The sequence below is a fragment of the Shewanella sp. MM_2022_3 genome, assembly GCF_022557375.1.
GTDB lineage: Bacteria > Pseudomonadota > Gammaproteobacteria > Enterobacterales > Shewanellaceae > Shewanella > Shewanella xiamenensis.
In genome coordinates, this window is the sequence record NZ_JAKZGV010000005.1 from 31,585 (window position 1) to 56,537 (window position 24,953).

Here is a 24,953-nt window from a genome sequence, read left to right on the forward strand (position 1 = left end):
AAAATATAATCTACAAATAATAGCCATCATAGTGAGTGACTTAATTACAGCTCGTCTCGCAACGACTGTATAGCCATATTAGTAAAATAGTCAAAGTAATGATAAGCGATTTTTCAATCAATAACGTTGAACTACTGAGGGAAGGCTGGATTGACGCGAAAGGGAATGTAAGCAGCCTTAAGAGATAAAGGCTGCTTTTGAAGGCGGACAGATTACTGCTCGATACCCACGATTAACCAAGGCGCGTTGGCTTGTGTAAGGTTACGCTCTAAATGCCAGATTTCCTTAATGTCTTCTTCGACACCTTCAACCGTATCACGGTAGCGGCCGCTAAACTTAACACTCACTTCCGCCAGATTAGCATTGTGTGTCGCGCGGACCAGTTCAGCATCTAAAAACATCACTTCTGTATGCTGTTCGCCAACGAGCTCACGGCGTTGGTTGCTGAGCTCATTAAAAAGCTCAATCGAAACATACTCTTGAATTTTGCTTAAGTCGTTTTCGTTCCATGCTACTTGCAAAGTTTTGTAATGACTACGCGCGCCTTCTAAAAAGCTAGGTAAATCAAACCCCACAGGCAAATGGAAAGGCACTGTGCTCGCCGCTTGAGCAAAACCATTGCTGCCACTGTTTGCACTGCTGGCAAAACCGGTTTGTTCCGCTTGCTGGCGTTGCAGATTCGGATTAGGTTGACCCGCACCTGCGTAGGCAGGTCTTGGCTGGGTACTGGCTTTTGAAGCCATCAGAGTACGGACAATTTTAAACAGCACGAATGCCAACAGAGCGATAATCAAAATATCCATAAATTGAATATTTTCAAAACCTTCGCCCATAAATAGCGCAGCCAATAAGCCACCCGCTAATAAACCGCCTAACATGCCGCCCATCATACCTTTCTTGCCCGCAGCAGGTGCTGGTGTAGCGGTAGGCGGGGTTGTGGGAGTATTAGTTGCCGCAGGCTGAGCCGGCGCTGTTTGATGACTTTTGCCAATAGACTTATTACTGCCGAATTTTTTTGCTTCTGCGACTGGACTAGCAGCCAAGCTAACCGCAAAAATCATCGCCAGCATAATAAATAACTTTTTCATTTATAAGATCTTTGTATGTATAACCAGAGGTGCAGGCATCATAGCGGGATGACATTATATGTCAACTATCAAAAGAGGGGTCTAGGCTTACAAACTTCGTTTGTTCTTCTAAATCAAAATCAAAGTCGTGGGGCTTCGTCCCTAATTGTTCAACATGATTCGACTAAGAATGCGACAAAAGACACGTCAGTTCTGACTATGTAATGTGAGAAATGATTAAGCACTGTCATTCCAGTGACACGCAGCAAGCACATCCCTGTGTGCTCGACCGTGACATCCCTGTCACGAACGGTCACTTACATGCAGTGCTTAATCCCGTTAACTTCCGTGTATCCTGATAGCCAGAACTCCGAAACCCGAAGCCAAGATCTAAGTACCATCTAAGCAGATATAGCTTTGGAAGAGCCATTAACACAGTCGCCATAGTGAAAAAAATGCATGTCCTATCTTTTAGGTCATTCCAGTAACTCACAGGCTTTAGTTATAAAAAGATTCGACGAAGAGTACCTAAAAAGATGTGTATGTTCTGACTCTGCGACGTAAGAAGTGATTAAGCACTGTCATTCCCAACAGTAATCTGTCCCCCCTCTTACAAATATACACTCTGTAAATTTAACAATGGTTAGCTCGTTAATTAAATTGTTAACTAACGGCCAGCGAATAAATAAAACAAGTGAAAATCACAAAAGTTGATAACGAGCAGGTTAATTTAAAGTTGTTCGATAACGTCTTCCAGTTATAACCAAGAATCAGAATGTATGGTATCCACACGACAGCTGAGTATAGCCACATTAATCCAATTACTAGATTTCCTTCATGGCTTCTTGTATTTGCTGTATCAAGAGTAACCCAAATACCTTGCAAGCAATAATATGTAGGGAAAAGCAGAATAAAGCTTAAAATTATCATCCATACTTTAGCACTAATCATCAGTATCAATCTCCATTTGCAACCTAATGCCCACTTAATATCCTTACTACTTACTAACAGTCAACCCACTTTATAGAAGCTTAACAAGGCACATATTGTAAATTTTTCACATATCAAAACTTAAAATATCCCAAAGCTAGATTTCCACTTAAACACATTGCGGGAATGAAGAAAAAATATCTTTCACCATAAAAACCTTATAAACCAAACCTTATCATAGAGGCAAAGCGTTTGCGGTATGGTGTTCGTTCATATCTGATCCTCTAGCCTAAAAAATACCGCACATAGGAATATAGGGAGTGTCACTTTGATAGCAGAAGCATTATTGGCCATGCACTACATGATACAAATAAAAATTGCTATTGGTGTTATGCAACCAAGTACGTAAGTGATAATACTTACTCTAATACCCTCTAGGTCTTCATCATTTGGACCGTATAACGGGTATTTACCAATAGTTACAACTCTCAGTACAAACCACCCAATCCAATACCAAGGCCGTGTAATTATGCCCTGCTCAAGCAATAATACTAACAATCTAAATATCCATATGAAAGGCTTAACAATTAATTCAAAAATATCCATTTATTATTGGTAACCTTAGATTATAAGCAGTATTAAGCCACCCCAAATGAGCACATCATTAGACACGATACCAATCACTGCTTTTGTACTTTTCAGGAATATCTTGTTCAAACGGTTCGCTATAGCCAAGTTTACCTAGCTCATCAAACCATTGTTCACGTCTTGATGTAGGTAACCTAGAGCCACACCATGGGCAAAAATTTATCGTGATTGATGATGTGCCGCCGTCATGAATAATCAATCCGTACTCATCGAATTTATCAGAATAATTAATAAGATGAACGGCGCATTCCTCCACGTGGTGGTCGCATTTGTTGTTTATAAAACTTTTCATTTGTTCACAGCAGTGATTCATAAGGTACCTGCATAATAGTAAAAAATTTAACGAGCCGCCCATTGTTAAACTCTTGAAATGCCCTAGTTGTAAATAACAGACTATCAGGTATAGCAAAGCCTTAACCGGATTAAGCACTGTCATGAAAGTGACCGTTGGCGGCATGGATGCCGCCATCGAGCCTATAGGGACATATTCACGGCGTGTCACTGAAATGGCAGTGCTTAATCAATATACCCCGCACTAAAGAACGGTACTGTCTCTATAAAAAATCCCCGCATTACGGGGATTTCTAAACTATCAAAGACTGCTAAAACTAACTAAGTTACAAACACTTTCCATCCGATTTATCATCGGAAGAAAGTGCTCGACTAATGCTGCCGAAGATTGCGGTTAAAATCCCGATGCCCACATCCATCTGCCGGGCATTGCTATCATCACCGCTGGCCTCGCGTTGACTCTGATTACCTGCTGTACCTCGCACAAAATCACAACTGGCATTGCTCATATTGCTGGAGGCACAACCACTTAAGATCAGAATCAAACCGCCAATCAATAAACGTGAGCTAACTAAGCGCAAACTCACTCTGCGTAACATCCTTATACGCGAAACAGACATATTAGTTCAGCACCTCTTCTAGGGCGCGCAAACAGAGCGCGACATTCTCACGACGGGCACCAAAGCCCATTAGACCGATACGCCAAGCCTTACCTGCAAGTGCACCAAGACCTGCACCTATTTCAAGGTTGTAATCCTTAAGTAGACGCGCACGCACCGCGGCATCATCAACACCTTCGGGGATATAAATGGCATTAAGCTGTGGCAAGCGCGAATCTTCAGCGACCACAAACTTAAGACCGAGTTTTTCAAGGCCGGCGCGCAGCACTAAATGCATGTCTTGATGACGTTTCCATGCATTTTCTAAACCTTCGGCCGCCAATAAACGCAGCGATTCGTGCAGGGCATAAAGCGCATTAACAGGCGCGGTATGGTGATAGCTACGCTTACCGCCAGCGCTGGTCCAATAAGCCATCACCAGACTTTGATCGAGGAACCAGCTTTGCACTGGGGTTTTGCGATTCTTCAGTTTTTCGACCGCAGCGGATGAGAAGGACACGGGCGATAAACCCGGTACACAGGAAAGGCACTTTTGGCTGCCAGAATAAATGGCATCGATGCCCCATTCATCGACCCTTAACTCCACGCCGCCAAGGGAAGTCACCGCATCAACAATCGATAAACAGCCGTATTGCTTTGCCAGCGCGCACAGGGTTTTAGCGTCACTTAACGCGCCTGTTGAGGTTTCGGCGTGCACAAAAGCAAGGAATTTAGCATCGGGGTTGGCCTTAAGTGCTGCTTCAACGGCAGCAGGGTCGACCGGTGTGCCCCATTCATTATCCACCAGCACCGCAATCGCACCAACGCGCTCGACGTTTTGGCGCATACGCTCACCAAACACACCGTTGCGGCAGACAATCACCTTTTCGCCGGGTTCGACTAGGTTCACAAAGCAGGTTTCCATGCCCGCACTGCCGGGGGCCGACACTGCCATCGTCATTTCATTTTTGGTCTGAAACGCATATTGGATCAGGCTTTTAAGCTCATCCATCATAGCGACAAACAATGGGTCGAGGTGACCGACGGTCGGTCTTGCCTGTGCGGCTAACACTTCAGGATAAACATCCGATGGACCTGGGCCCATCAAAATGCGGCGAGGGGGATTAAAGGCAGAAAAATGCGGTGCAGGTAACATCATGTCTCCTTAATGCGTAGGGTCGAGGTCTGACTATTATTAGAGCATTCACTATTGATTTGTTAAACCAAATTACCACAAAAAGGGGCGCCTGTGCGCCCCTCCTTTAGCCTAAGTTGTAACCTAAAGCTAAGTGACTACAAAGGCAGGTTGTTTTTTCCTTTTCCGGCATTCAAAAACAGCTGATAAGCAGGGCTTTGGGTCTCTTCTTGATAGACAAATCCCAGCTCAGTTAAAAACTGCTGAAACGGCAAGGCATCGCCCTCGGGCACTTCAAACCCCGCCAGCACTCGGCCAAAAGCTGCGCCGTGATTACGATAATGGAATAAACTGATATTCCACTTGCTCTGCAAGGTGGTTAAAAACTTCAGCAGCGCACCGGGATGCTCGGGAAACTCGAAGCTAAATAGGCGCTCCTCTAATGGCTCTGGCGGATGACCACCGACCATATAACGCACATGCAATTTCGCGGTTTCATCACCGGATAAGTCCTGCACCTCAAAGCCATTATCTTCTAAGGTATTGATAATTTGCTCTAGCTCACCCTGACCTTTGGTTAGGCGAATACCCGCAAACACCACCGCCATATCGCGGCTGCTAAAACGGTAGTTAAATTCGGTCATCACCCGCTTTTCGAGCAGCTCACAAAAACGCAGGAAGCTACCGGGACGCTCGGGCACTTTAACCGCCAGCACCGCTTCTTTTTGCTCACCCAGCTCGCAGCGCTCCGACACATACCGCAGGCTGTGGAAGTTCACATTCGCGCCACTTAAAATCGCCGCGACTTTTTCACCCTTACCACTCTCGCCTGAGGCATTGGTGCTGACATATTTTTTAAGCCCAGCAAGGGATAAGGCACCCGCAGGTTCGGCAATGGCGCGGGTATCCTCAAAAATATCTTTCACTGCTGCGCAGATTTCGTCGGACGTGACCGTCACCACTTCATCCACAAACCACTTAGCTAAGCGAAATGGCTCGGTGCCGATACGTTTAACCGCCACACCATCGGCAAATAAACCGACTTGCGCCAGCGTCACCGGCTCGCCCGCTTCCATCGCCGCCTTTAAGCAGGCCGCATCTTCAGGCTCAACGCCAACAATTTTGACCTGTGGCATCACCGCCTTGTAATAGGCAGCAATCCCAGCAATTAAACCGCCGCCGCCCACGGGCACAAATACCACTTCAAGGTCGCGCTGCTGTTGCAGCATTTCTTGGGCGATAGTGCCTTGGCCGGCGATCACCGCTTCATCATCAAAGGGCGCGATATAGACTCGGCCCTCTTCTTTGGCCAGCGCCATCGCAAAGCCATTGGCTTGATCGAAGGCTTGGCCGTGCAATACCACGTTGCCACCTAAACGGCGCACAGCATCGACTTTAATATCCGGCGTAGTTTCGGGCATCACAATCACTGCATCCACACCACGACTGGCCGCCGACATGGCCACGCCTTGGGCGTGGTTACCCGCCGAGGCGCACACCACGCCGCGTTGGCATTCGGCTTGGCTCAACTGGGCGATGCGGTTATAGGCGCCGCGCAGCTTGAAGGAATGCACTGGTTGCATATCTTCGCGCTTTAAAAACACTTGGCAGCCTAAACGCGCCGAGAGTTTATTGAGACTCGAGAGTGGTGTCACTTTCGCAACATCATAAACCGACGACAGCAGGATTTTTTGCAGGTAGCTTTGCGCAAGCTGACTCTTTTCTAAGGCAGAAGTGACCGATTGCGCCTTATCGGACTGAACTTGAGAGGCCTGCGTCTCAGCCTGCTCCGTTTGCGACGATGCGAGAGATAACATATCAGTCCTCCAACTTACTGCGATCGCGCACCGCGCCCTTATCGGCACTGGTGGCAAGCATGGCGTAGGCTTTAAGCGCCATAGACACATAACGCTGACGCGAAAGCGGTTTCCACGCCATTGGACCACGAGCAAGCATGGTTTCACGGCGCGCCGCTAACTCGGCATCACTCACAGCGAGCTTGATACTGCGCTTAGGAATATCGATTTCAATGCGATCGCCGTTTTCAATCAAGGCAATCGTGCCGCCCGCTGCTGCCTCAGGCGACACATGGCCGATGGATAAGCCGGATGTCCCACCAGAGAAACGTCCGTCGGTAATTAGCGCGCAAGCCTTGCCTAAGCCGCGGGATTTTAAGTAACTGGTGGGGTACAACATTTCTTGCATACCCGGACCACCTTTTGGCCCTTCGTAACGAATCACCACCACATCACCCGCCACCACTTCACCACCTAAAATGCCAGCGACTGCGTCATCTTGGCTTTCGTACACCCGAGCGCTGCCAGTAAAGGTCAGGTTCGATTCATCCACACCAGCAGTTTTAACGATACAGCCATTGTCGGCCAGATTGCCCGATAATACGGCCAAACCGCCCTCTTGGCTGAAGGCAAACTCGCGGCTACGGATACAACCTTCACGCCTGTCATCATCCAGCGATGGCCAGCGGCAGTCTTGGCTAAACGCTTTAGTGGTTGGAATGCCCGCAGGTCCCGCCATAAAGAATTGTTTTACGTTGTCATATTGGGTTTGCATCACATCGTACTTGGCGAGCACCGACTTGAGATTGCCGCCTGCATCGGCAGCAACATGTGGCACATCGGTATGCAGTAGTCCGGCGCGGTCGAGTTCGCCTAAGATGCCCATCACACCACCGGCGCGGTGCACATCTTCCATATGGTATTTAGCGGTCGACGGCGCCACTTTACAAAGGTGCGGCACTTGGCGCGACATACGGTCGATATCGTCCATAGTGAATGCCACGTCAGCTTCCTGCGCCGCAGCCAATAAGTGCAACACAGTATTAGACGAACCGCCCATGGCAATATCCAGCGCCATGGCGTTTTCAAAGGCTTTAAAGCTGGCAATGTTGCGCGGCAGTGCCGAGGCATCATCTTGTTCGTAGTAACGTTTGGTCAGTGCCATCACGCGGCGGCCCGCTTCTAAAAACAGTTCGCGGCGGTCGCTATGGGTCGCGAGCATGGAGCCATTGCCCGGCAGCGACAGGCCTAGGGCTTCGGTTAAACAGTTCATCGAGTTGGCGGTAAACATGCCCGAACAGGAGCCGCAGGTTGGACACGCACTACGTTCGATCTTGGCACTATCTTCATCGCTCACACTCGAGTCGGCCGCGGCCACCATGGCATCGACTAAGTCGAGCTTAATAAGTTTGTCCGACAGTTTGGTTTTACCCGCTTCCATCGGCCCACCCGAAACAAATACCACGGGAATATTGAGGCGCAGCGCCGCCATCAACATACCGGGGGTGATTTTGTCGCAGTTAGAGATACAAACCAGCGCATCGGCGCAGTGGGCGTTGACCATATACTCGACGCTATCGGCGATCAGTTCCCGCGAGGGCAGACTATAGAGCATGCCACCGTGGCCCATGGCGATACCATCGTCGACGGCGATAGTATTGAATTCTTTGGCGATACCGCCCGCCTCTTCGATGGCGCTCGCCACCAGAGAGCCCATATCTTTTAAGTGCACATGGCCGGGGACAAACTGAGTAAAGGAGTTGGCAATCGCAATAATCGGCTTACCAAAATCATTGTCTTTCACCCCTGTGGCGCGCCATAGCGCACGGGCACCCGCCATATTGCGGCCTTCGGTACTGGTTGCTGAACGTAACTTTGGCATTGACTCTATCCCTTATCTCAAATCGAAAATCGTGCCCTTAGGGCGTTGCTGCAGTGCTAATACCGCAGCCACTGGATGCTTATGCGTGTACTTTTTGTTGTTGCAAGTTTAGCGGTAACAAGACCTTGCATTGAGTGACATCAATCAATTTATTCAGTTGATTGCTGAGCAGCTCGATGGCGCGCTCGCTGTCCACTTCCATATCCAGCGACAGACTCGCATCGTCGTTCATCCGCATCTGCATTTGGGTGACCGTAAAACCACGATGGCGAGTCACGCGCAAAACACGCTCAAGCACTTCGGGGCGTTGTTGAACCGTTAATTCTAGGGAGTGGATCATGTTTGTTTCTCCATTTCGTCCATCATATCGCTGTTTGATGCACCAGGGGGCACCAGTGGCCAAACGTTAAAAGCATCGTCAATTGCAACGTGTAACAAATACGGGCCCTTAGCCGCTAACATCTCGGTTAAGGCCTCCTCCACTTCATCGGAAGAGAAAATCGTGCGGCCGGGAATATCAAATGCAGAGGCCAATAACACAAAATCAGGATTGTCAGATAAATCGGTTTCGCTGTAGCGTTCTTCAAAGAATAGCTGTTGCCACTGCTTCACCATTCCCAGTTTTTGGTTGTCGATTAGTAGGATCTTCACCGGTAATTTGCGGCGCTTGATGGTGGTTAGCTCCTGCACGTTCATCATAAAAGAGCCATCGCCAGACACTGTGACTACTGTTGCATCGGGGCGGGCGACTTGGGCGCCGATAGCAGCGGGTAAACCAAAGCCCATAGTGCCTAAACCTGCGCTAGATAAATGATCTTCAGGGCGACGGAACCACATATGCTGGGCAACCCACATTTGATGCTGGCCCACATCGCAGCACACTACGCTGTCTTCGGGCAGTTTATTGGCTAAACGGCGCAGCATAGCAGGGGCATAGATTAAGCTGCCGGGATGTTGATAATCCCATTGATGTTTACGGGCAAGATGTTCCACTTCAGTCAGCCAAGGAGTGATATCCAGCGACATAGCAAGGGCGGGGAAAATCTGGCGTAAATCCCCGGCGATAGCCACATCCGGCTGGCGTAATTTACCCAGCTCGGCGGCGTCGATATCTAAATGAATGACTTTGGCCTTGTTGGCAAAAGTCGCTAAACGGCCTGTTACTCGGTCATCAAAGCGCGCACCGGCAACCACTAATAAATCACAATCCTGCACCGCGAGGTTGGCCGCCTTTCCGCCGTGCATACCTAACATGCCTAAATAACCGGGCGTACCATGGGCGATGCTGCCCAAGCCCTTTAACGTGGCGACCGATGGCATACCCGTGGCTTTTATAAAATCCCGCAACTGATCGACCGCGCCCGCCATACCCACACCGCCGCCCACGTACAGCATAGGTTGCTTTGCTTGCGCCAACAGCGCACGGGCAGCATCGATATCGCTCATCTCAGCTTGGGGTTCATTGGTCACGGCCAGTAACGGTGTGCGGTATTCAAGGTGAGCGATTTGGATATCCTTAGGGATATCCACTAGCACAGGGCCGGGTCGACCCGATGCGGCGATTTCAAAAGCTTGGTACAAGGTTGGGATCAGATCGTTGACATCCGTCACCATAAAGCTGTGCTTAGTGCAGCTTAAGGACATGCCCAACACATCAATCTCTTGAAACGCATCTGTGCCAATCACAGCAGTTGAGACCTGACCCGTAATCGCCACCACAGGCACTGAATCCAATAGCGCATCGGCAAGCGAAGTGATTAGGTTGGTCGCGCCTGGGCCAGAGGTGGCAAAGCACACGCCGGTTTTACCACTGGCTCTGGCGTAACCTACGGCGGCAAAGGCTGCGCCTTGTTCGTGGCGGCTTAAGAGATGTTCGACAGGGCTTCCATAGAGGGCATCGTAGATTGGCATAATGGCACCACCTGGGTAACCAAATACTGTGGTAACACCATGTGCTGCCAACACTTTTATAACCGCGTCTGCGCCTCTTATCATCTGCCCTGGTTCCATATTTTCTCTCGCTACCTTAATTCTGAATTGTCGAAAATCGACTCGTAATCTGTGCTGGTTCGAAATGTAAGTCCCAAAACCTGGGGCCTGAAAACGAAGAACCCCCCGGTCCTTTCGGAGCGGGGGGTTCTTTCGAAACTTTTAACCTTTTAGGTCTACCAGTTTGCCATGCGCCGCCCCCGCTGTGATTTAATAATCACGACGGTAATAATCACGAGAATGAGCTTGGCAGCTTGGTTAAACATCAATATGGATTCCTAATCGGTATTCTATATGAGTATCGCGTTAATTCTTGCGTCCCTGACTGAGACGGCTTACGGCAGGAGGCTTACCCCGCCGCGAGCTATTAGCTTTACCATAAAGCGACAGCCAAACACAATAAAAAATTTTCTAATGTCAAAAAAATTCAGCTTCCCTGCCGAGACAATGCAAAACAACAAAGTAAAACGTTAACAAAATCGCGTTAGTGGCGAAAAACGCCGACTAACCCATGTCAGTTTTGCCCGCTCGACAACCAACGAAGCAGGAATCAATTTGTCACGCCAAGCCCCACATCCTTAGGGGCTCGGCTTTTATCCATTAAGCTCCAACAATACTTTTCATATCAGTCATATAGCCACGAAGTTCGGCACCAATATATTCCACAGCTGTGTGGCGAATCGCATCGTTAATCGCGATTAATTGCAGATTATCAACACTATTAGAACTGTCCTTCAGACCCGCACCTAAATACTCTGGCGACATGGCATTCACATAGTCACGCAGCAGTGGCACGGCGGCATGGTTGAACAGATAACAACCGTATTCTGCGGTATCCGATATCACCACGTTCATCTCATACAGACGTTTGCGGGCAATGGTGTTGGCGATCAGCGGTGTTTCATGCAGTGACTCATAGTAAGCCGACTCTTCAACAATCCCCGCCGACACCATAGTGTCGAACGCCAGTTCCACACCCGCTTTGATCATCGCGACCAGGAAAATCCCTTTGTCGAAATAAGTTTGCTCGTCGATATGTTCGCTCGAAACAGGCGCATTTTCGAAGCCCGTTTCGGCTGTTTCGGCGCGCCAACGCAGCAGGTTCGCATCATCGTTAGCCCAGTCTTGCATCATAGTGCGAGAGAACTCACCGCTGATGATGTCATCCATGTGCTTTTCAAATAATGGTTGCAGGATTTCTTTTAAATCTTCTGCAATTTCAAACGCTTTAATCTTGGCAGGGTTAGACAGTCTGTCCATCATGTTGGTGATACCGCCGTGCTTAAGCGCCTCGGTCACGGTTTCCCAACCTTGTTGGATTAACTTAGCGGCATAGCCAGGCTCAACACCATCGGCCACCATTTTTTCATAACCTAGGATGGCACCCGTCTGCAACATACCGCAGAGGATCGTTTGCTCACCCATCAGATCCGATTTTACTTCAGCGATAAAAGAGGATTGCAACACGCCAGCACGGTCACCGCCTGTGGCGCTCGCATAGGCTTTCGCGATGTCTAAACCATCCCCATTTGGGTCGTTTTCGGGGTGCACTGCAATCAAGGTCGGCACACCAAAACCGCGTTTGTATTCTTCACGCACTTCGGTGCCTGGGCACTTAGGCGCAACCATGATCACTGTAATATCAGGGCGGATCTGCATGCCTTCTTCAACGATATTGAAACCATGGGAGTAAGACAGAGTCGCGCCTTGCTTCATCAGCGGCATCACGGCACTAACCACGTTAGAGTGCTGCTTATCGGGCGTTAAGTTCAGCACCAAATCCGCCGTTGGGATCAACTCTTCAAAAGTACCGACTCTGAAGCCGTTGTCTGTGGCTTTTTGCCATGAGGCACGCTTTTGGGCAATGGCTTCTGGGCGCAGGGCGTAGGCAATATTCAGCCCCGAGTCACGCATGTTCAGACCTTGGTTAAGACCCTGAGCACCACAGCCTAAAATCACAATATTCCAATCTTTGATGTAATTGCAGCCATCACTAAACTCAGAGCGGTCCATAAAACGGCACTGGCCAAGTTGTGCTAATTGTTGACGCAAATTCAGAGAGTTAAAATAGTTAGCCATCTGAGATACCACCTTTCAGTCGGGAATTGGGGACTCAACCAATATCAACCTATTGTTAACGATTGGTTGTGATTGAAATCACTATAACCTATGGCTATCGTTGCTTAAAATGATATATTCGAAACCTCATATTGCGTTTTTTGCAATGTCATTTTCAGTTTCAATACCGCAGATAAGCGGCCAATAGGACGAGGTTATGGACATACGCACCCTCAAATTGTACCTACACTTATGTGACAGTTTGCACTTTGCCAAGACGGCGGAGCAGATGCATGTCAGTCCCTCGACCTTAAGCCGCGCATTGCAGCGGCTCGAAGATGAAGTGAACGCAAAGCTGTTTGAGCGGGATAACCGCAGCGTGACCTTAACCCATGCGGGACGTGAGTTTAAATTGTTCGCCGAGCAGACGCTGCACCATTGGCGCGACCTGCGGCATAGTATTGATCTTAAGCAGGACGTGCTGCGCGGCACCTTAAATCTCTATTGCTCAGTCACCGCCGCCTACAGCCATTTGCCGCAATTATTGGAGCGTTTTCGCCAAGAGCATCCCTTTGTCGAAATTGCGCTTACCACGGGAGATGCGGCTAATGCACTGGCCGAGGTACAACAAAATCGTGCCGATATTGCCATTGCCGCGCTGCCGGATCCTTTTCCTGCCACACTACATTTTGCCAAGATTGATGATGTGCCGCTTTCATTAATCGCTCCCACTATGCGCTGTGCGGTGCAGCAACAGATTAACCAAGCTCAGATAGACTGGTCACGAGTGCCTTTTATCATTCCTGACCATGGACCAGGGCGACGACGAGCCGATAATTGGTTCAAACAGATGGGGATTAGTCCGAATATTTATGCCCAAGTGTCGGGACAGGAAGCCATAGCATCTATGGTGGCACTTGGCTGTGGCGTGAGCATTAGCCCTGAGGTGGTGATCAATAACAGTCCAGTACGGGATCGTATTCAGTTGTTACCTTCGCCAGTCAGTATTGCTCCCTTCGAACTAGGCTGTTGCTGTAAGGTCAAACGCTTGGACGATCCGATTGTCAATGCGTTTTTAGAGGCGATTTAAGCTTACAGGAGATAAAACGGGACTGAGTCCCGTTTTCCCTACTTTATTACGCTAGATTAGGTATCTGGCGACTGTAATTTATCATTCGCCTCAATACGCGTCACCAGCAATTGGTCGACCTTGTAGGCGTCAATATCCACCACTTCAAACTTATAACCGGCGTAATTAACAAAGTCGGTGCGCTTAGGAATTTTGCGCAGCATGTACATCATAAACCCGGCAATGGTTTCGTAGTTTTGGCAGTGAGGAAACTCTTCAATACCAAAGGCGCGCATGACGTCGGTAATCGGTGTCACCCCATCCACTAACCAAGAATTACCATCGCGGGCAATAATTTGCTCTTCGCTTTCGTGTAGCGACCAAGCGCCCATCACCGCTCGTTGTAAATCGTTGGTGGTCACAATCCCAACCACAAGGGCGTATTCATTCATCACCACGGCGAAATCGGCGCGGCTATTTTTGAAGTATTCCATCGCCTCAGAAAGACTTAAAGTGTCAGGAATAATCAACGAAGTATGGACAAGGCTGGTGTCTTTTAAGGTAATTTTTTCGCCGTTAATCACACGGATCAACAGCTCCTTTGCGTCAACAAAACCTTTGACCATATCCAATTGGCCATCGCAGACCAAAAACTTAGTATGGGGATCTTCGGCAATTTTACGCTTGATATCCTCCTCGCTATCTTGCAGCAAGAAATACACTAAGCTCTCTCGTGCTGTCATGGCAGAAGTGACTGAAACGGTCTGCATTTCAAACACATTTTCCATCATTTGTTGCTCGCCCTTGTCGAGCACCCCCGCTTCAGCACCAGCGTTCATTACAGCATAAATATCATCGGAGGTGATTTCGTCATTTCGAGCCGTTGGAATTTGTAGCAGCTTAAAAATCGCGCTGGCCATACCATTAAAAAACCAAACTAATGGTCTTAACACGGTAATACAAAAACTCATCGGGCCAACAACGGCCAAAGCAACCTGCTCTGGCATCGCCATCGCGATACGCTTAGGCATTAAATCCGCGACCAAAATAAATGCACTGGTAACAAGCACAAATGACATCACAAAGCTCACCTGACTCAGCCAAGGATCTGCCAACCAAGGTGAAAGGAATTGATAAAAATAGGGGCGAAATGCTGATTCACCCACAATACCACCCATGATGGCAACAGCATTCAAGCCTATTTGAACCACAGTAAAAAAGCTGCCGGGATACGACTGTAAATGCAGCACTTTTTCAGCTCTGGCATCGCCCTCATCGGCTAACTGACGTAAACGGATTTTCCGTGATGCGGCCAAAGCAATTTCCGACATGGAAAAGAAACAACTTGCACCAATTAAACACAATATAATCATCACGTTATCTAAGAGACTCATGTAACACCTTTTATTTCACACTTGACTTACTTGCACCAACCCGCGCAGTGATTTTCGCGTGCCAGTTAAATATTACCCAGATACAGGGTTGAAATGTCGCGATAAAGAGCCAGTACAGCAAATAACCCTTTGCTACACTTTAATAATCGCCATTGAGCTTAAAGAGTATGATGCGTTCATTATATCCGCTAATCGCTTTACTATGCGTGATTCTGCTCTCGCCTGTTACCTATGGCGCCGATGAGCTTTCCCCATTTAGGTTACGCTTTTGTGTCGAAGAGACTGAATATCCACCATTTAATTACTTTGTTCGACAAGATGGTATTAAGACTTCCACGCTTAGCGGCTACGACATTGACCTGCTAGAGCGCACCTTTAAGCCCATTGGAATTGATTATGAAGTACTGGCTTTGCCTTGGCTCCGCTGTTTAAAAGACGTCCAAAATGGCAGCATAGATGCTGCGATGAGCGCATCGCTCAACCGACAAAGAGCGACTGATTATATCCCATCTATCGCTTATTATTACCTCACTCCAAGTTATTTTTATTTAAAAGCTGAATTGGACCCGCTGTTTCATATCGATGATATCAATCAATTAGCTCACTTTGGCAAGGTTTGCGGCATTAAAGGATTCAACTACGATAATTTTGGCTGGCGTAAAGAGACTCCTCTTAGCGAAATACATTCCCTAGGACATTTACCGGAAATGCTACTAAAACAAAGATGTAAGTTCTTTCTCGCCCGCAAAGAAATACTGGCGGGCACGCTAGCTTTGGCGCATGCTGCACAACTCCCTCAAGCACTAGCATCAAAGATCTCTCCTAATGCTCAGCAAGAAGCGTTTTACATGCTGATTTCTAAACATTCAGCCCATAAGGAGCTGATTGCTCATGAGTTTAATCGGCAGGTAAAAACGATGCAGGAGAATCATCAACTCGAAACCCTCTATCAATTTCATATTCAAAAACTTACTCACGGGGACGATAAGGGCAGTAATTCGCTTTAGGGCCAATTTGTGGGTGGTTACGACAGGTTTCAGGGCGTTGGTGATAAATAGTACAGCGGCGAGTTTTACCATCTAGATATAGGCAATCATCATTCGCCATACGGGCAAGGGTAAAAATCGCCGTTTTATGGTTATAGTTGTCAATAATACGCGCTTTTTGCAGGCGCTTGGCAATCGCCTTAAGATCGCCTTCAGCTTCAAAGTCATCCACCAAACCCATGCGCACTAAGTCACTTACGGTCACTTCAACGGGCAAAGTACAACAGGTTGCATGGCAGGTATCACACAGGCCTTTGCGATATTTTTGCCAAGTTGATAAATCATCAATATTAAAAATCGATACCGAATTTACCGTATTTTTGCTCCGTTTTGACACACCAAAACCTTCAGATAAACAATAAAGGGCGGCAATTATAACAGGCCCCAAATAGAAATAAATCTGTGGTCACAAACGGAACCAAGGCTTGACTAATACAAGCTCAAGAATGAGCTAGCGCTGTTTGAGGCGACTCCATCACCACTGTATTGCGACCACGCTCTTTAGCGCGATAAAGGCAGATATCGGCACGGCGTAATACATTCGAAATGGTGAGTTCATTTAATGCATCCGGCGGTAAATACACTCCACCAATACTAAGAGTAATCTTACCGGTAGGTGCACCCAAGTGCGGAATATTCAATGCAGCGACTTGATTGCACAGTTGGGTAGCAATGGCTTCCAATTGGATTGGTGTGATTTTCGCTAAAACAACTGCAAACTCTTCGCCACCAATGCGCGCTAGCAGCGCATTGGGTGGTAAAATTTCACAGCCTTTTAAATCCTGAGCCACTCGCCTAAGTACAGCATCGCCTTCAATATGCCCGTAGTTGTCGTTGTAACTCTTAAAATAATCAATATCCAACATCAACACACCGACTGCTGTGTTGCCATGGAGTAATGTGTCGAGTGTTTGTGTAAAGGGGCGTCGATTGCTCAGCCCAGTTAATTCATCGGTTTCAGCCATGACTCTGAGTTGCGTATTCACCGTTACCAGTGCTTGCTGTAAGTTAAGCATCTGTCGCTCTTTTTCTTCACGCAGCAATAACTCGTTCAGCGCTGCGGAAAACTGAGTCAACATCACTTTTTTTTGTTTAGTCCAATTTAGTGGCCGAGAAACCATTGATAGCGATAATAGCCCGACAATTTCATCGGCATTTTTCATGGCAAATGCGGCAATAGAGCAAATACCAATACCTCGAAGTAACCCGTATTCTTCAGGCGATGTTTGCTTCAATGAGTCGACATTCTCGATAACTAATGTCGATTCCTGCTCAAATTTTTGTGCCAGCAAAGTAACAATATCCGCAGAAATGCTAATAATTTCAGATACATTAGGTTCACTAGACCAAACGCAACGGTAGTTTACCTGTCGTTGGTTAAACTCTATTAGGCTTACCCTTTCGACATCAAATAATCGCCCGATTTTACGGCAAACCTCAGTAAGGTTGTTGTCTAAGTTAAGGGTCTCCACTGTTAAAAATTGCAATGATATTTCAGCTAACAGTTGGCTAGCTTGGGACTGCCAATTGAGCGCTTGAGTCCGCTCATCAACTAAACGTGCTAACTGACTTTGCTGTTGCTGCAATGCACGCTTTTGGCGTTTATTAACCGCAAGATCGTTACGAATTCTTTGATACATAGCCTGAAGCGATTGAGCAACATGACCAATTTCATCAGGATTTCTCACCACACTATCGGGTACGGTTAACTTAGGTAATGCATTCAGATTTATCTGGTTAGCAAACCGCTCCAATTCCGATAAACGATTGGTCACCAATAAACGCACCAGCGTAAGGATAAGATAAATCATCAGTAAGGTTTTAAGCCCATTGCCTAAGACAATAATGATCAATTGTTGCCATAATTCGTAATAGAGTTTGTCCGTATCCAGCCCGACAGTCAGCATACCAATCTGTTGTTCCTGATACATAATTGGGTAACGAAACAGAGTTTGTCGGGAATCCTTAGCGTGAATCGCCTTGCCCAACTGCATGGCTACGCCATCGATACTCTCTAAATTGACACTCGACACCATCGGCATCATGCCCAAGCCTGAAAGCAAATCAGATAACAGACCATGGTCCACATCCCAAAGTGACTTAGCAATAGTGGGTAAGATCGATTCGGAATATTCACGAATATCGGCAGTTGTATTATCAATGCTTTCTTGATAATTCCACACTAACTGCACCAGCATGGTCAGGACAGCAAAAAATGAGCTCACCCCAATAATAGTGAGCGTCATTCTATGACTGATGGAATGATTACGATGCTTCATGAATACCTATTAATTACTGTTGTGATAACTTATCCACTATTTGTGTCTTAAAAATCCCAGCCCAATCCCTTGCAACTAACTTCTGATAAAAAGCTGAATCGGGATTAAGTACCCTAAAGAGTTCTATATCCTCATAGGAGGAATAACGTTGGGTCTCTTGGTATTGTTTGAGCTGAATTAACCCTAAAGCACCCGCTAAAAAATGCCCACCTCCCAGAGCACTCACTTTACGTTCTTGGCAGAGCGACAAAATCTCAGGGGAAGTATTAATCGAACTGACCAGTACATCACGTCCAGGTTCAAGGCCCTTTTCGCGGAGTGCTTTTACCACTCCGATAGCCATTTTATCGTTCGCCGTCCAGATTAAGGTTAAATCCGGATAACGGCTGAGCAAGGTTAATGTTTGATCATAAGCAATATCTTCACGCCATTGACCATATACCGTTTGAGTAACAATAACATTGGGTTGCATAAAGAAATAATCATTAGCGCCTTGAGTTCTTAACACTGATGCGGGCGTAGATTTATCGCCCGAGATTAATAAAACCTTAGCCTTTTTATTTTCTAAACGACTTAGCAAATTTTTAGCGGTATCAGCACCAATAGCATAGTTATCTGGGATAAGCGCTGGTAATAAATAAGTTTGCCAATGTGGATCTGCCAATAAGTGTTCTCGCTCGGCGACAGAAATATCATTTAAAATCAATTGAACATATATGGGATATTGATAAAGCATCTGCAACATTTTTATCGCAGACTGCTTCTCATTCACTAAAATAATATGAGTAGGAAGTGATGGCTGAGATTTTAGTAACGTTTCTAATTGAGCAATCATTTTAAAGTGATTGCGATCTGAATGTATGATTTGCAAATTAATATCAAGCTTTGATGAAGCCACCTGCATTAATTTATCGACATCACCCCAAAAGCTATCCGTAACCGCGCCTGGATTAAAAAAAACCACATCCAATTTAGCCCACGCAGGCAAAGCAAAACACAGTATGCCTATCCATAAACAACGTAAACATAATAGATGCAAAGGCGAGTACTCCTCGACCGTGTTTCCCCGCATGTGATCCATCACAGAGGTCACTTTATTATTATCGATTCACAACCTTGTTACCGCATAATTACCAAAACAACTCAATGGCAACCAACACTTCGATTAAACCACAAAATAACAAAAAGTGTACTTTATAATAAAGAATATTAATTTTTGCTCCTGTTTTAGGCTCGAAATTATAGAATATTCATTTAATATTAATAAGATAACTCGACGTATAAGATAAGAGGCTATTTTTAATTCCAATATTGCTCATTCAGCCTCTTTACATAGCGCACTTAACCACAGTCTATCCCCCAAGATTGCCTTACGTTTATTCTCTGTTAGTATATGTATAAATTAACAGTGATTGAGTGCTAACGACTTGCAGCAATTGGATCTTGTTCCGATCACCGAACTCAAGGGCGTCGCCAAAAGAGTCGCGGAAAAACTCGCCAAACTCGGCATCACAACAGTACAAGATCTGCTGTTTCACTTGCCCCTGCGCTACGAAGACCGCACTCAAATCTATCCCATCGCCGCACTCATGCCCGGAAATTACGGCACCATTGAGGCCGAAATCCAGTCGACTCAAATCCTTCAAGGCCGTAAACGCATGCTCGTCTGCAATGTGCGTGACGATACTGGCAGCATGAGCCTACGCTTTTTTAACTTTTCAATGGCGCAGCGCAATGCGATGCAAAATGGATTAATGATCCGTGCCTATGGCGAAATTCGTCGCGGAAGTCATCAAGCGGAAATCGTGCACCCCGAATATAAAATCGTCTATCCGGGTGAGGATATTCACCTAAGCGATACACTTACGCCGATTTATCCCACCACCGAGGGCTTAAAACAGGCGAGTTGGATTAAGCTCACCGAACAGGCACTTGAATTATTAGAAGATGGCGGCTTGACCGAGTTATTACCCGCCCATTTGCAGCCAAACAACATGAGCCTAAAACAGGCGCTGCAAACCCTGCATCGCCCCCATGCGGGGATTTCACAATTTGATTTAGAGCTTGGTCAACACCCCGCGCAGCAGCGACTGGTGCAGGAAGAATTACTCGCCCACAACCTGAGTATGCTACGCCTAAGACAACGCAGTAACCTCGACGCCGCCGTGACCATGCATGCCACGGGGCAATTACTAAAGCCTTTTCTCGCCTCACTGCCCTTTAAACCCACAGGCGCGCAGCAACGTGTCGTTGCCGAGATAGGTAAAGATTTAGCACAACCGCACCCCATGATGCGCTTAGTGCAAGGGGATGTCGGCTCAGGCAAAACCTTAGTCGCCGCCCTCGCCGCCCTTCAAGCGATTGAAAACGGCTATCAAGTGGCCATGATGGCGCCCACCGAATTACTCGCCGAGCAGCATGCAGCTAACTTTGCCGCGTGGTTTGAACCACTAGGATTAAAAGTCGGTTGGCTTGCGGGTAAGCTTAAAGGTAAAGCTCGGGCGCAATCTTTAGCGGATATTGAATCTGGCGCGGCACAAATGGTGATCGGCACCCACGCCATTTTTCAGCAACAGGTTATCTTCCATAGGCTCGCTTTAATTATCATCGACGAGCAGCACCGATTTGGTGTCCACCAGCGGATGGGACTCAGGGAAAAAGGTATCAATCAAGGGTTTCATCCCCATCAGTTGATTATGACGGCAACCCCGATCCCACGGACGTTAGCCATGACAGCCTACGCCGATCTCGACACCTCGATTATCGATGAGTTACCCCCAGGGCGCACACCCGTCACCACAGTCGCCATACCCGATTCGCGCCGTAATGAAGTACTCGAGCGCGTCCGCAACAGCGTGATCACGGACAAACGCCAAGCCTATTGGGTCTGTACCTTGATTGAAGAGTCCGAAGTCCTCGAGTGCCAGGCCGCCGAAGATACCGCTGAAGAATTGCGCCAAGCACTGCCGGAGCTGACCATAGGTTTAGTACACGGCAGGATGAAAAGTGCTGAAAAGCAACAAATTATGACGGACTTTAAAGCGGGAACCATCAACTTATTGGTGGCAACCACAGTAATTGAGGTCGGCGTCGATGTCCCTAACTCTAGCCTGATGATAATCGAAAACCCCGAACGATTGGGACTTGCACAGTTGCATCAACTGCGAGGACGAGTAGGGCGCGGTGCCGTAGCCAGTCATTGTGTGTTACTCTACAAGGCGCCACTGAGTCAAACCGCAAGTCAGCGGTTGAATGTCCTACGGCAGAGTAATGATGGTTTTGTTATCGCACAGAAAGACCTAGAGATACGTGGTCCCGGTGAAGTGTTAGGCACTAAACAGACAGGGCTAGCCGAACTTAAGATAGCTGATTTAGTTAGAGATCAAGCGCTTATACCACATATCCAAAAGCTTGCGAATCATGTGATGTCGCAAGCACCCGATGCGGTTGATGCCATTATTCATCGTTGGCTTGGGCATAGGCAACAATATGTCCAAGCGTAAACCTTAAGCTAACCCCTTCAAGGTAAAATAAATTCAACCTGTTCAGCTAACCGCTATGGACAAGCGCGTGTAAACTTGCAAAATGAACTTGCAACCTAAAAGGCGGCACTTGCACTTTAATGTTAGCTGCATGATATTCACCACATTACCTTGACACTGAAGCGAAGGATGTAAAATGCAAGTTAATCAAGATGATAGAATTACACCTCAAGAGACCTCGTCTAGCAGCAATCGCTTTGCATTGATTGCGATTGTGCTCGTCATCCTGCTCTCTGCGGCAGGTTATTACTACTATAGTAAAGATGACTCACCCAAACTCATTCCTAATGCACCGATAGTACTACCAGAGCCACCATCGTCAGAACCGCTTACTCTGGAAACAAACCCGGAGCCTGAAACCACTCCAGTGGAAAACGTAACACCACAAACGACCACGACGGAAACTGACTCAACCACTACCGTTGAGCCTCAAGCGCCCGTAGAAACGGTGCCAAACTTGCCTGAGAGTGATGCTTTTGTGCATCAAAAAGCACTGGCACTTATCAGCAATAATGTCGTAGGTTCATCCTTAGTCACACAAGATTTGATCCGTCAGTTTGTAGTCTTCGTGGATAACTTGGCGCAGGGCGAATTGACCCGCAAAGTCAGCCCAATTAAGGGCCCTGAAAAACTCTTTATCGTGGCGGAAATCACTAACAAAGTGTATTTAAATCCAGAGAGTTACCACAGATATGATGCCTACGCGACCGTCATTGCCAATATGGATGAGCAAAGCTTAATGCACACCTACAAGCAACTCACGCCGCTATTTGATGAAGCCTTCGCTGAACTGGGTTATAGCAACGCCAAGTTCAATGACAGAATGCTACAAGCAATTAAGGTAATGCTCGCAGCGCCAATTATTGAAGAGCCCATTGAGCTGAGTTCAATTAGCGTCAACTATCGCTTCGTTGATCCCAATTTGGAAGCCTTACCCAGTGCCCAAAAACTGCTTGTTCGTATGGGACCAGAGAACACTCGTAAAGTGAAAACTGCACTGCGTAAAATGGAAAGCCAACTCGCACAATAGATTGATATTCAATCAATAGTGGCATTATTAATAATAAACAGGCGCCTCGAGCGTCTGTTTACTATTGATATCAGAGCCTGTTCAACTGAGGTTAAGCCACTTAGTCTACACTCCCTGTCTTTATCCCGTTCTGAAAACTATGTTAGCCAACAGTGACAAAGCAAAATCTCATTGCATTTTATTAACCTTGCATATGCAAATGACTTCATTAAAACTAAGGACTTAGTGTAGAATGTGCCGTTCAATAAATGGGGGAATTGTGTTCGTTCATCCAACGAGCAAATAGCGATAAGCCAGTCAATTCATTAATGTTTTCGCTTAGTTAGGGATAACTAAGACAGCTTTAAATAGTGTCGAGGCAAAGTAGTGCAACTCAGATTCAGCATCCTCTCTTGGGGGGCGTGGGCTCCAAACTATCAGCAGCATGATGACTGGCAAACTTGGTGCAAGCACTCGGCTGAAACGACCAAAGAGGCTTCACCCACTGACAGCATATCTCCGGCACTTCCCCAAGTGCCAGCCATGCAGCGTAGACGCTTTAGCCGTTTAACAAAAATGATGCTAGATGTCAGTTTTCAATGTGATACGCCACCAAACTGCCGTTCGATATTTGCTTCCCGCCACGGCGAACTGCATCGCACTATTGGCTTGCTCGAAGATATTATCGCTAAGCAACCGCTTTCTCCCTTAGGTTTTAGTCAATCCGTGCATAACACTGGCAGTGGTATTTTTGGCATTTTACACAATAACACCGCCCCTTCTACCTCAATTGCCGCAGGCACTGAAACCCTTTCCCAAGCCATGGTGGAAGCTTTCGCCCAGCTACATCAATCAGCAGAGCCGTTATTACTGATCTTTGGCGATGATCCTGTGCCGCCGGTATACGATGAGTTTACCCAAGAGTATGAACTCCCCTTAGCCTTAGGTTTTACCCTCGCGCCCGCTTGTCATCGCTCGTCCGTAAAGCTCACGCTAAGCCAACTGACTCAAGCACAGCAACAAGTTACTCCTGCGCTGTCCTACGGCATGTTGATCCATGCTCTAGCGACCTCACAAAACATTGCTGGCTGTTTATCCCATTGGCACTGGAGCGTAGAGCATGGCTAATCCCGCTCCACAGGGTGCACAGTTCAATGTCGCTTATACGCTGCCCGAAAAACGCCGCACGGGAATCAACTATATTCCCCGTTGGCTCGGTGGCGTCAGTTGCTATATTGCCTTTGGTTTAGGTGGACTGTTAAGTTCGCTCACTATATTGCCTTTACTGCGTTTTTGGCCCGGCACACCTGAGGCGAGGATTATCCGCGTGCAAAAAGCCGTGCACACTATGTTTAAAGGCTTTGTCGCTATGTTGACGTGGGCTGGGGTGATCAACGTTAGCACCCACAATGCCGAGCAGTTACATAGCGCCAAAGGGGTGATCGTCATAGCCAATCACCCGAGTCTCGTCGATGTGGTGGTGTTGATCAGTCTCATGCCCAATGCGGGTTGTATCGTTAAACAAGGCCTTTGGCGTAATCCGTTTTTACGTGGTGTGGTTTCCTGCGCAGGTTATATCCCGAATCGCGGCGCAGAGTTGATGCTCGAAGATTGCAGCGAAGTGCTCGCCAGAGGCACTAATTTAATTATCTTCCCTGAAGGTACGCGCACAGTATTTGGCTCAATAATCAATGAGTTTGCCCGGGGCGCCGCCAATATTGCCATTCGTACCCAAGCCGATATTTTACCTGTGGTTTTGCGCACCAATGTACGAGGTTTGACAAAGGAACAGCCTTGGTATGAGATCCCAAGGCAAACCATGGGAATGGCCGTCGAAATCGGCAATCCAATTCCTCACCAAGCCTATCAAGCCCCTTTGGGTGAGCATGCGAAAATGGCCCGACAATTAACTCGGGACCTTGAACAATATTATCAACAACAACTCGAAAATAATTATGACTTTACACAACGAAATTAAACAGTTAATTATCGACTGCCTCGACCTAGAAGATGTCAGTATTGATGATATTGAAACCGATGCGCCGCTATTTGGTGACGGACTCGGACTCGATTCTATCGACGCCCTCGAGTTAGGGTTAGCCATCAAGAAAAAGTTTGATGTCAAAATCGAAGCCAACTCGGATAGCACTAAAGCACATTTTTACAGTGTGGCCAGCCTTGCTAAATTTATCGAATCACAGCGCCCATAGGAGAGGAAG

At 47.2% G+C, this 24,953-nt stretch carries 20 protein-coding genes; 7 read left to right on the plus strand and 13 right to left on the minus strand.

The window, feature by feature from the left end; genetic code table 11:
* Positions 1-212 precede the first annotated feature (212 nt).
* From MMG82_RS04630 to ilvC, 9 genes are all read right to left on the minus strand, one after another.
* Complete coding sequence (locus tag MMG82_RS04630; RefSeq protein ID WP_047535279.1) at positions 213-1,088, minus strand: Tim44-like domain-containing protein; 876 nt, start codon at positions 1,086-1,088, stop codon at positions 213-215.
* A gap of 1,573 nt (positions 1,089-2,661) precedes the next feature.
* Positions 2,662-3,147: a hypothetical protein gene (locus tag MMG82_RS04635; protein ID WP_231570476.1), complete on the minus strand. Its 486-nt coding sequence runs from the start codon at positions 3,145-3,147 to the stop codon at positions 2,662-2,664.
* Positions 3,148-3,262: 115 nt separating this feature from the next.
* Positions 3,263-3,523, minus strand: coding sequence for a hypothetical protein (locus MMG82_RS04640; protein WP_231570475.1), 261 nt, complete (start codon positions 3,521-3,523; stop codon positions 3,263-3,265).
* Between the two features lie 34 nt (positions 3,524-3,557).
* Positions 3,558-4,691, minus strand: coding sequence for an alanine--glyoxylate aminotransferase family protein (locus MMG82_RS04645; protein WP_047535269.1), 1,134 nt, complete (start codon positions 4,689-4,691; stop codon positions 3,558-3,560).
* Positions 4,692-4,828: 137 nt separating this feature from the next.
* Entirely contained in the window at positions 4,829-6,487 is a 1,659-nt protein-coding gene (gene ilvA / locus MMG82_RS04650) for a threonine ammonia-lyase, biosynthetic (RefSeq protein ID WP_241406536.1), read from the minus strand.
* 1 nt (position 6,488) lies between these two features.
* Positions 6,489-8,348 carry a dihydroxy-acid dehydratase gene (gene ilvD, locus MMG82_RS04655; protein WP_241406537.1) on the minus strand — a complete coding sequence of 620 codons (1,860 nt, stop codon included), beginning with the start codon at positions 8,346-8,348 and terminating at the stop codon, positions 6,489-6,491.
* 79 nt (positions 8,349-8,427) lie between these two features.
* Positions 8,428-8,688: an acetolactate synthase 2 small subunit gene (gene ilvM, locus MMG82_RS04660; RefSeq protein WP_037423344.1), complete on the minus strand. Its 261-nt coding sequence runs from the start codon at positions 8,686-8,688 to the stop codon at positions 8,428-8,430.
* Entirely contained in the window at positions 8,685-10,358 is a 1,674-nt protein-coding gene (ilvG, locus tag MMG82_RS04665) for an acetolactate synthase 2 catalytic subunit (protein WP_047535261.1), read from the minus strand. Before ilvG ends, ilvM begins: the two co-directional genes overlap by 4 nt.
* Before the next feature lie 579 nt (positions 10,359-10,937).
* Complete coding sequence (gene ilvC / locus MMG82_RS04670; RefSeq protein WP_241406538.1) at positions 10,938-12,416, minus strand: ketol-acid reductoisomerase; 1,479 nt, start codon at positions 12,414-12,416, stop codon at positions 10,938-10,940.
* 196 nt (positions 12,417-12,612) lie between these two features.
* On the opposite strand from ilvC, the gene ilvY reads away from it, so the two are divergent.
* Positions 12,613-13,485 carry an HTH-type transcriptional activator IlvY gene (ilvY, locus tag MMG82_RS04675; protein ID WP_069454085.1) on the plus strand — a complete coding sequence of 291 codons (873 nt, stop codon included), beginning with the start codon at positions 12,613-12,615 and terminating at the stop codon, positions 13,483-13,485.
* Between the two features lie 56 nt (positions 13,486-13,541).
* Here the strand turns inward: ilvY and MMG82_RS04680 are convergent, their stop codons facing one another.
* Positions 13,542-14,858 (minus strand): hemolysin family protein, encoded by a 1,317-nt coding sequence (locus MMG82_RS04680; RefSeq protein ID WP_241406539.1) that lies wholly within the window; start codon positions 14,856-14,858, stop codon positions 13,542-13,544.
* A gap of 167 nt (positions 14,859-15,025) precedes the next feature.
* Here MMG82_RS04680 and MMG82_RS04685 point away from each other — a divergent pair, with 167 nt between their 5' ends.
* Complete coding sequence (locus MMG82_RS04685; protein ID WP_037427690.1) at positions 15,026-15,865, plus strand: transporter substrate-binding domain-containing protein; 840 nt, start codon at positions 15,026-15,028, stop codon at positions 15,863-15,865.
* Here MMG82_RS04685 and MMG82_RS04690 read toward each other — a convergent pair.
* The 3 genes from MMG82_RS04690 to MMG82_RS04700 form a co-directional block, all read right to left on the minus strand.
* Entirely contained in the window at positions 15,828-16,241 is a 414-nt protein-coding gene (locus MMG82_RS04690; protein WP_037423422.1) for a YkgJ family cysteine cluster protein, read from the minus strand. The two genes, MMG82_RS04685 and MMG82_RS04690, sit on opposite strands and share 38 nt — an antisense overlap.
* Positions 16,242-16,344: 103 nt before the next feature.
* Positions 16,345-18,183 (minus strand): GGDEF domain-containing protein, encoded by a 1,839-nt coding sequence (locus tag MMG82_RS04695; protein ID WP_231570464.1) that lies wholly within the window; start codon positions 18,181-18,183, stop codon positions 16,345-16,347.
* 13 nt (positions 18,184-18,196) lie between these two features.
* A complete protein-coding gene (locus tag MMG82_RS04700) occupies positions 18,197-19,255 on the minus strand; it encodes an ABC transporter substrate-binding protein (RefSeq protein WP_069454082.1) in 1,059 nt (352 codons plus the stop codon).
* Positions 19,256-19,610: 355 nt separating this feature from the next.
* Here MMG82_RS04700 and recG point away from each other — a divergent pair, with 355 nt between their 5' ends.
* From recG to MMG82_RS04725, 5 genes are all read left to right on the plus strand, one after another.
* Complete coding sequence (gene recG / locus MMG82_RS04705) at positions 19,611-21,686, plus strand: ATP-dependent DNA helicase RecG (protein WP_047533960.1); 2,076 nt, start codon at positions 19,611-19,613, stop codon at positions 21,684-21,686.
* Between the two features lie 175 nt (positions 21,687-21,861).
* The gene (locus tag MMG82_RS04710; RefSeq protein WP_241406540.1) at positions 21,862-22,755 is read left to right on the plus strand and encodes a DUF3014 domain-containing protein; all 894 of its coding nucleotides are present in this window, start codon (positions 21,862-21,864) and stop codon (positions 22,753-22,755) included.
* A 366-nt stretch (positions 22,756-23,121) separates the two neighbouring features.
* A complete protein-coding gene (locus tag MMG82_RS04715) occupies positions 23,122-23,862 on the plus strand; it encodes a beta-ketoacyl synthase chain length factor (protein WP_037427685.1) in 741 nt (246 codons plus the stop codon).
* The gene (locus MMG82_RS04720; RefSeq protein WP_047533957.1) at positions 23,855-24,712 is read left to right on the plus strand and encodes a lysophospholipid acyltransferase family protein; all 858 of its coding nucleotides are present in this window, start codon (positions 23,855-23,857) and stop codon (positions 24,710-24,712) included. The genes MMG82_RS04715 and MMG82_RS04720 overlap by 8 nt, the downstream gene beginning before the upstream one ends.
* Positions 24,690-24,944 carry a phosphopantetheine-binding protein gene (locus MMG82_RS04725; RefSeq protein ID WP_011074022.1) on the plus strand — a complete coding sequence of 85 codons (255 nt, stop codon included), beginning with the start codon at positions 24,690-24,692 and terminating at the stop codon, positions 24,942-24,944. The genes MMG82_RS04720 and MMG82_RS04725 overlap by 23 nt, the downstream gene beginning before the upstream one ends.
* The last annotated feature ends 9 nt before the right edge of the window (positions 24,945-24,953 follow it).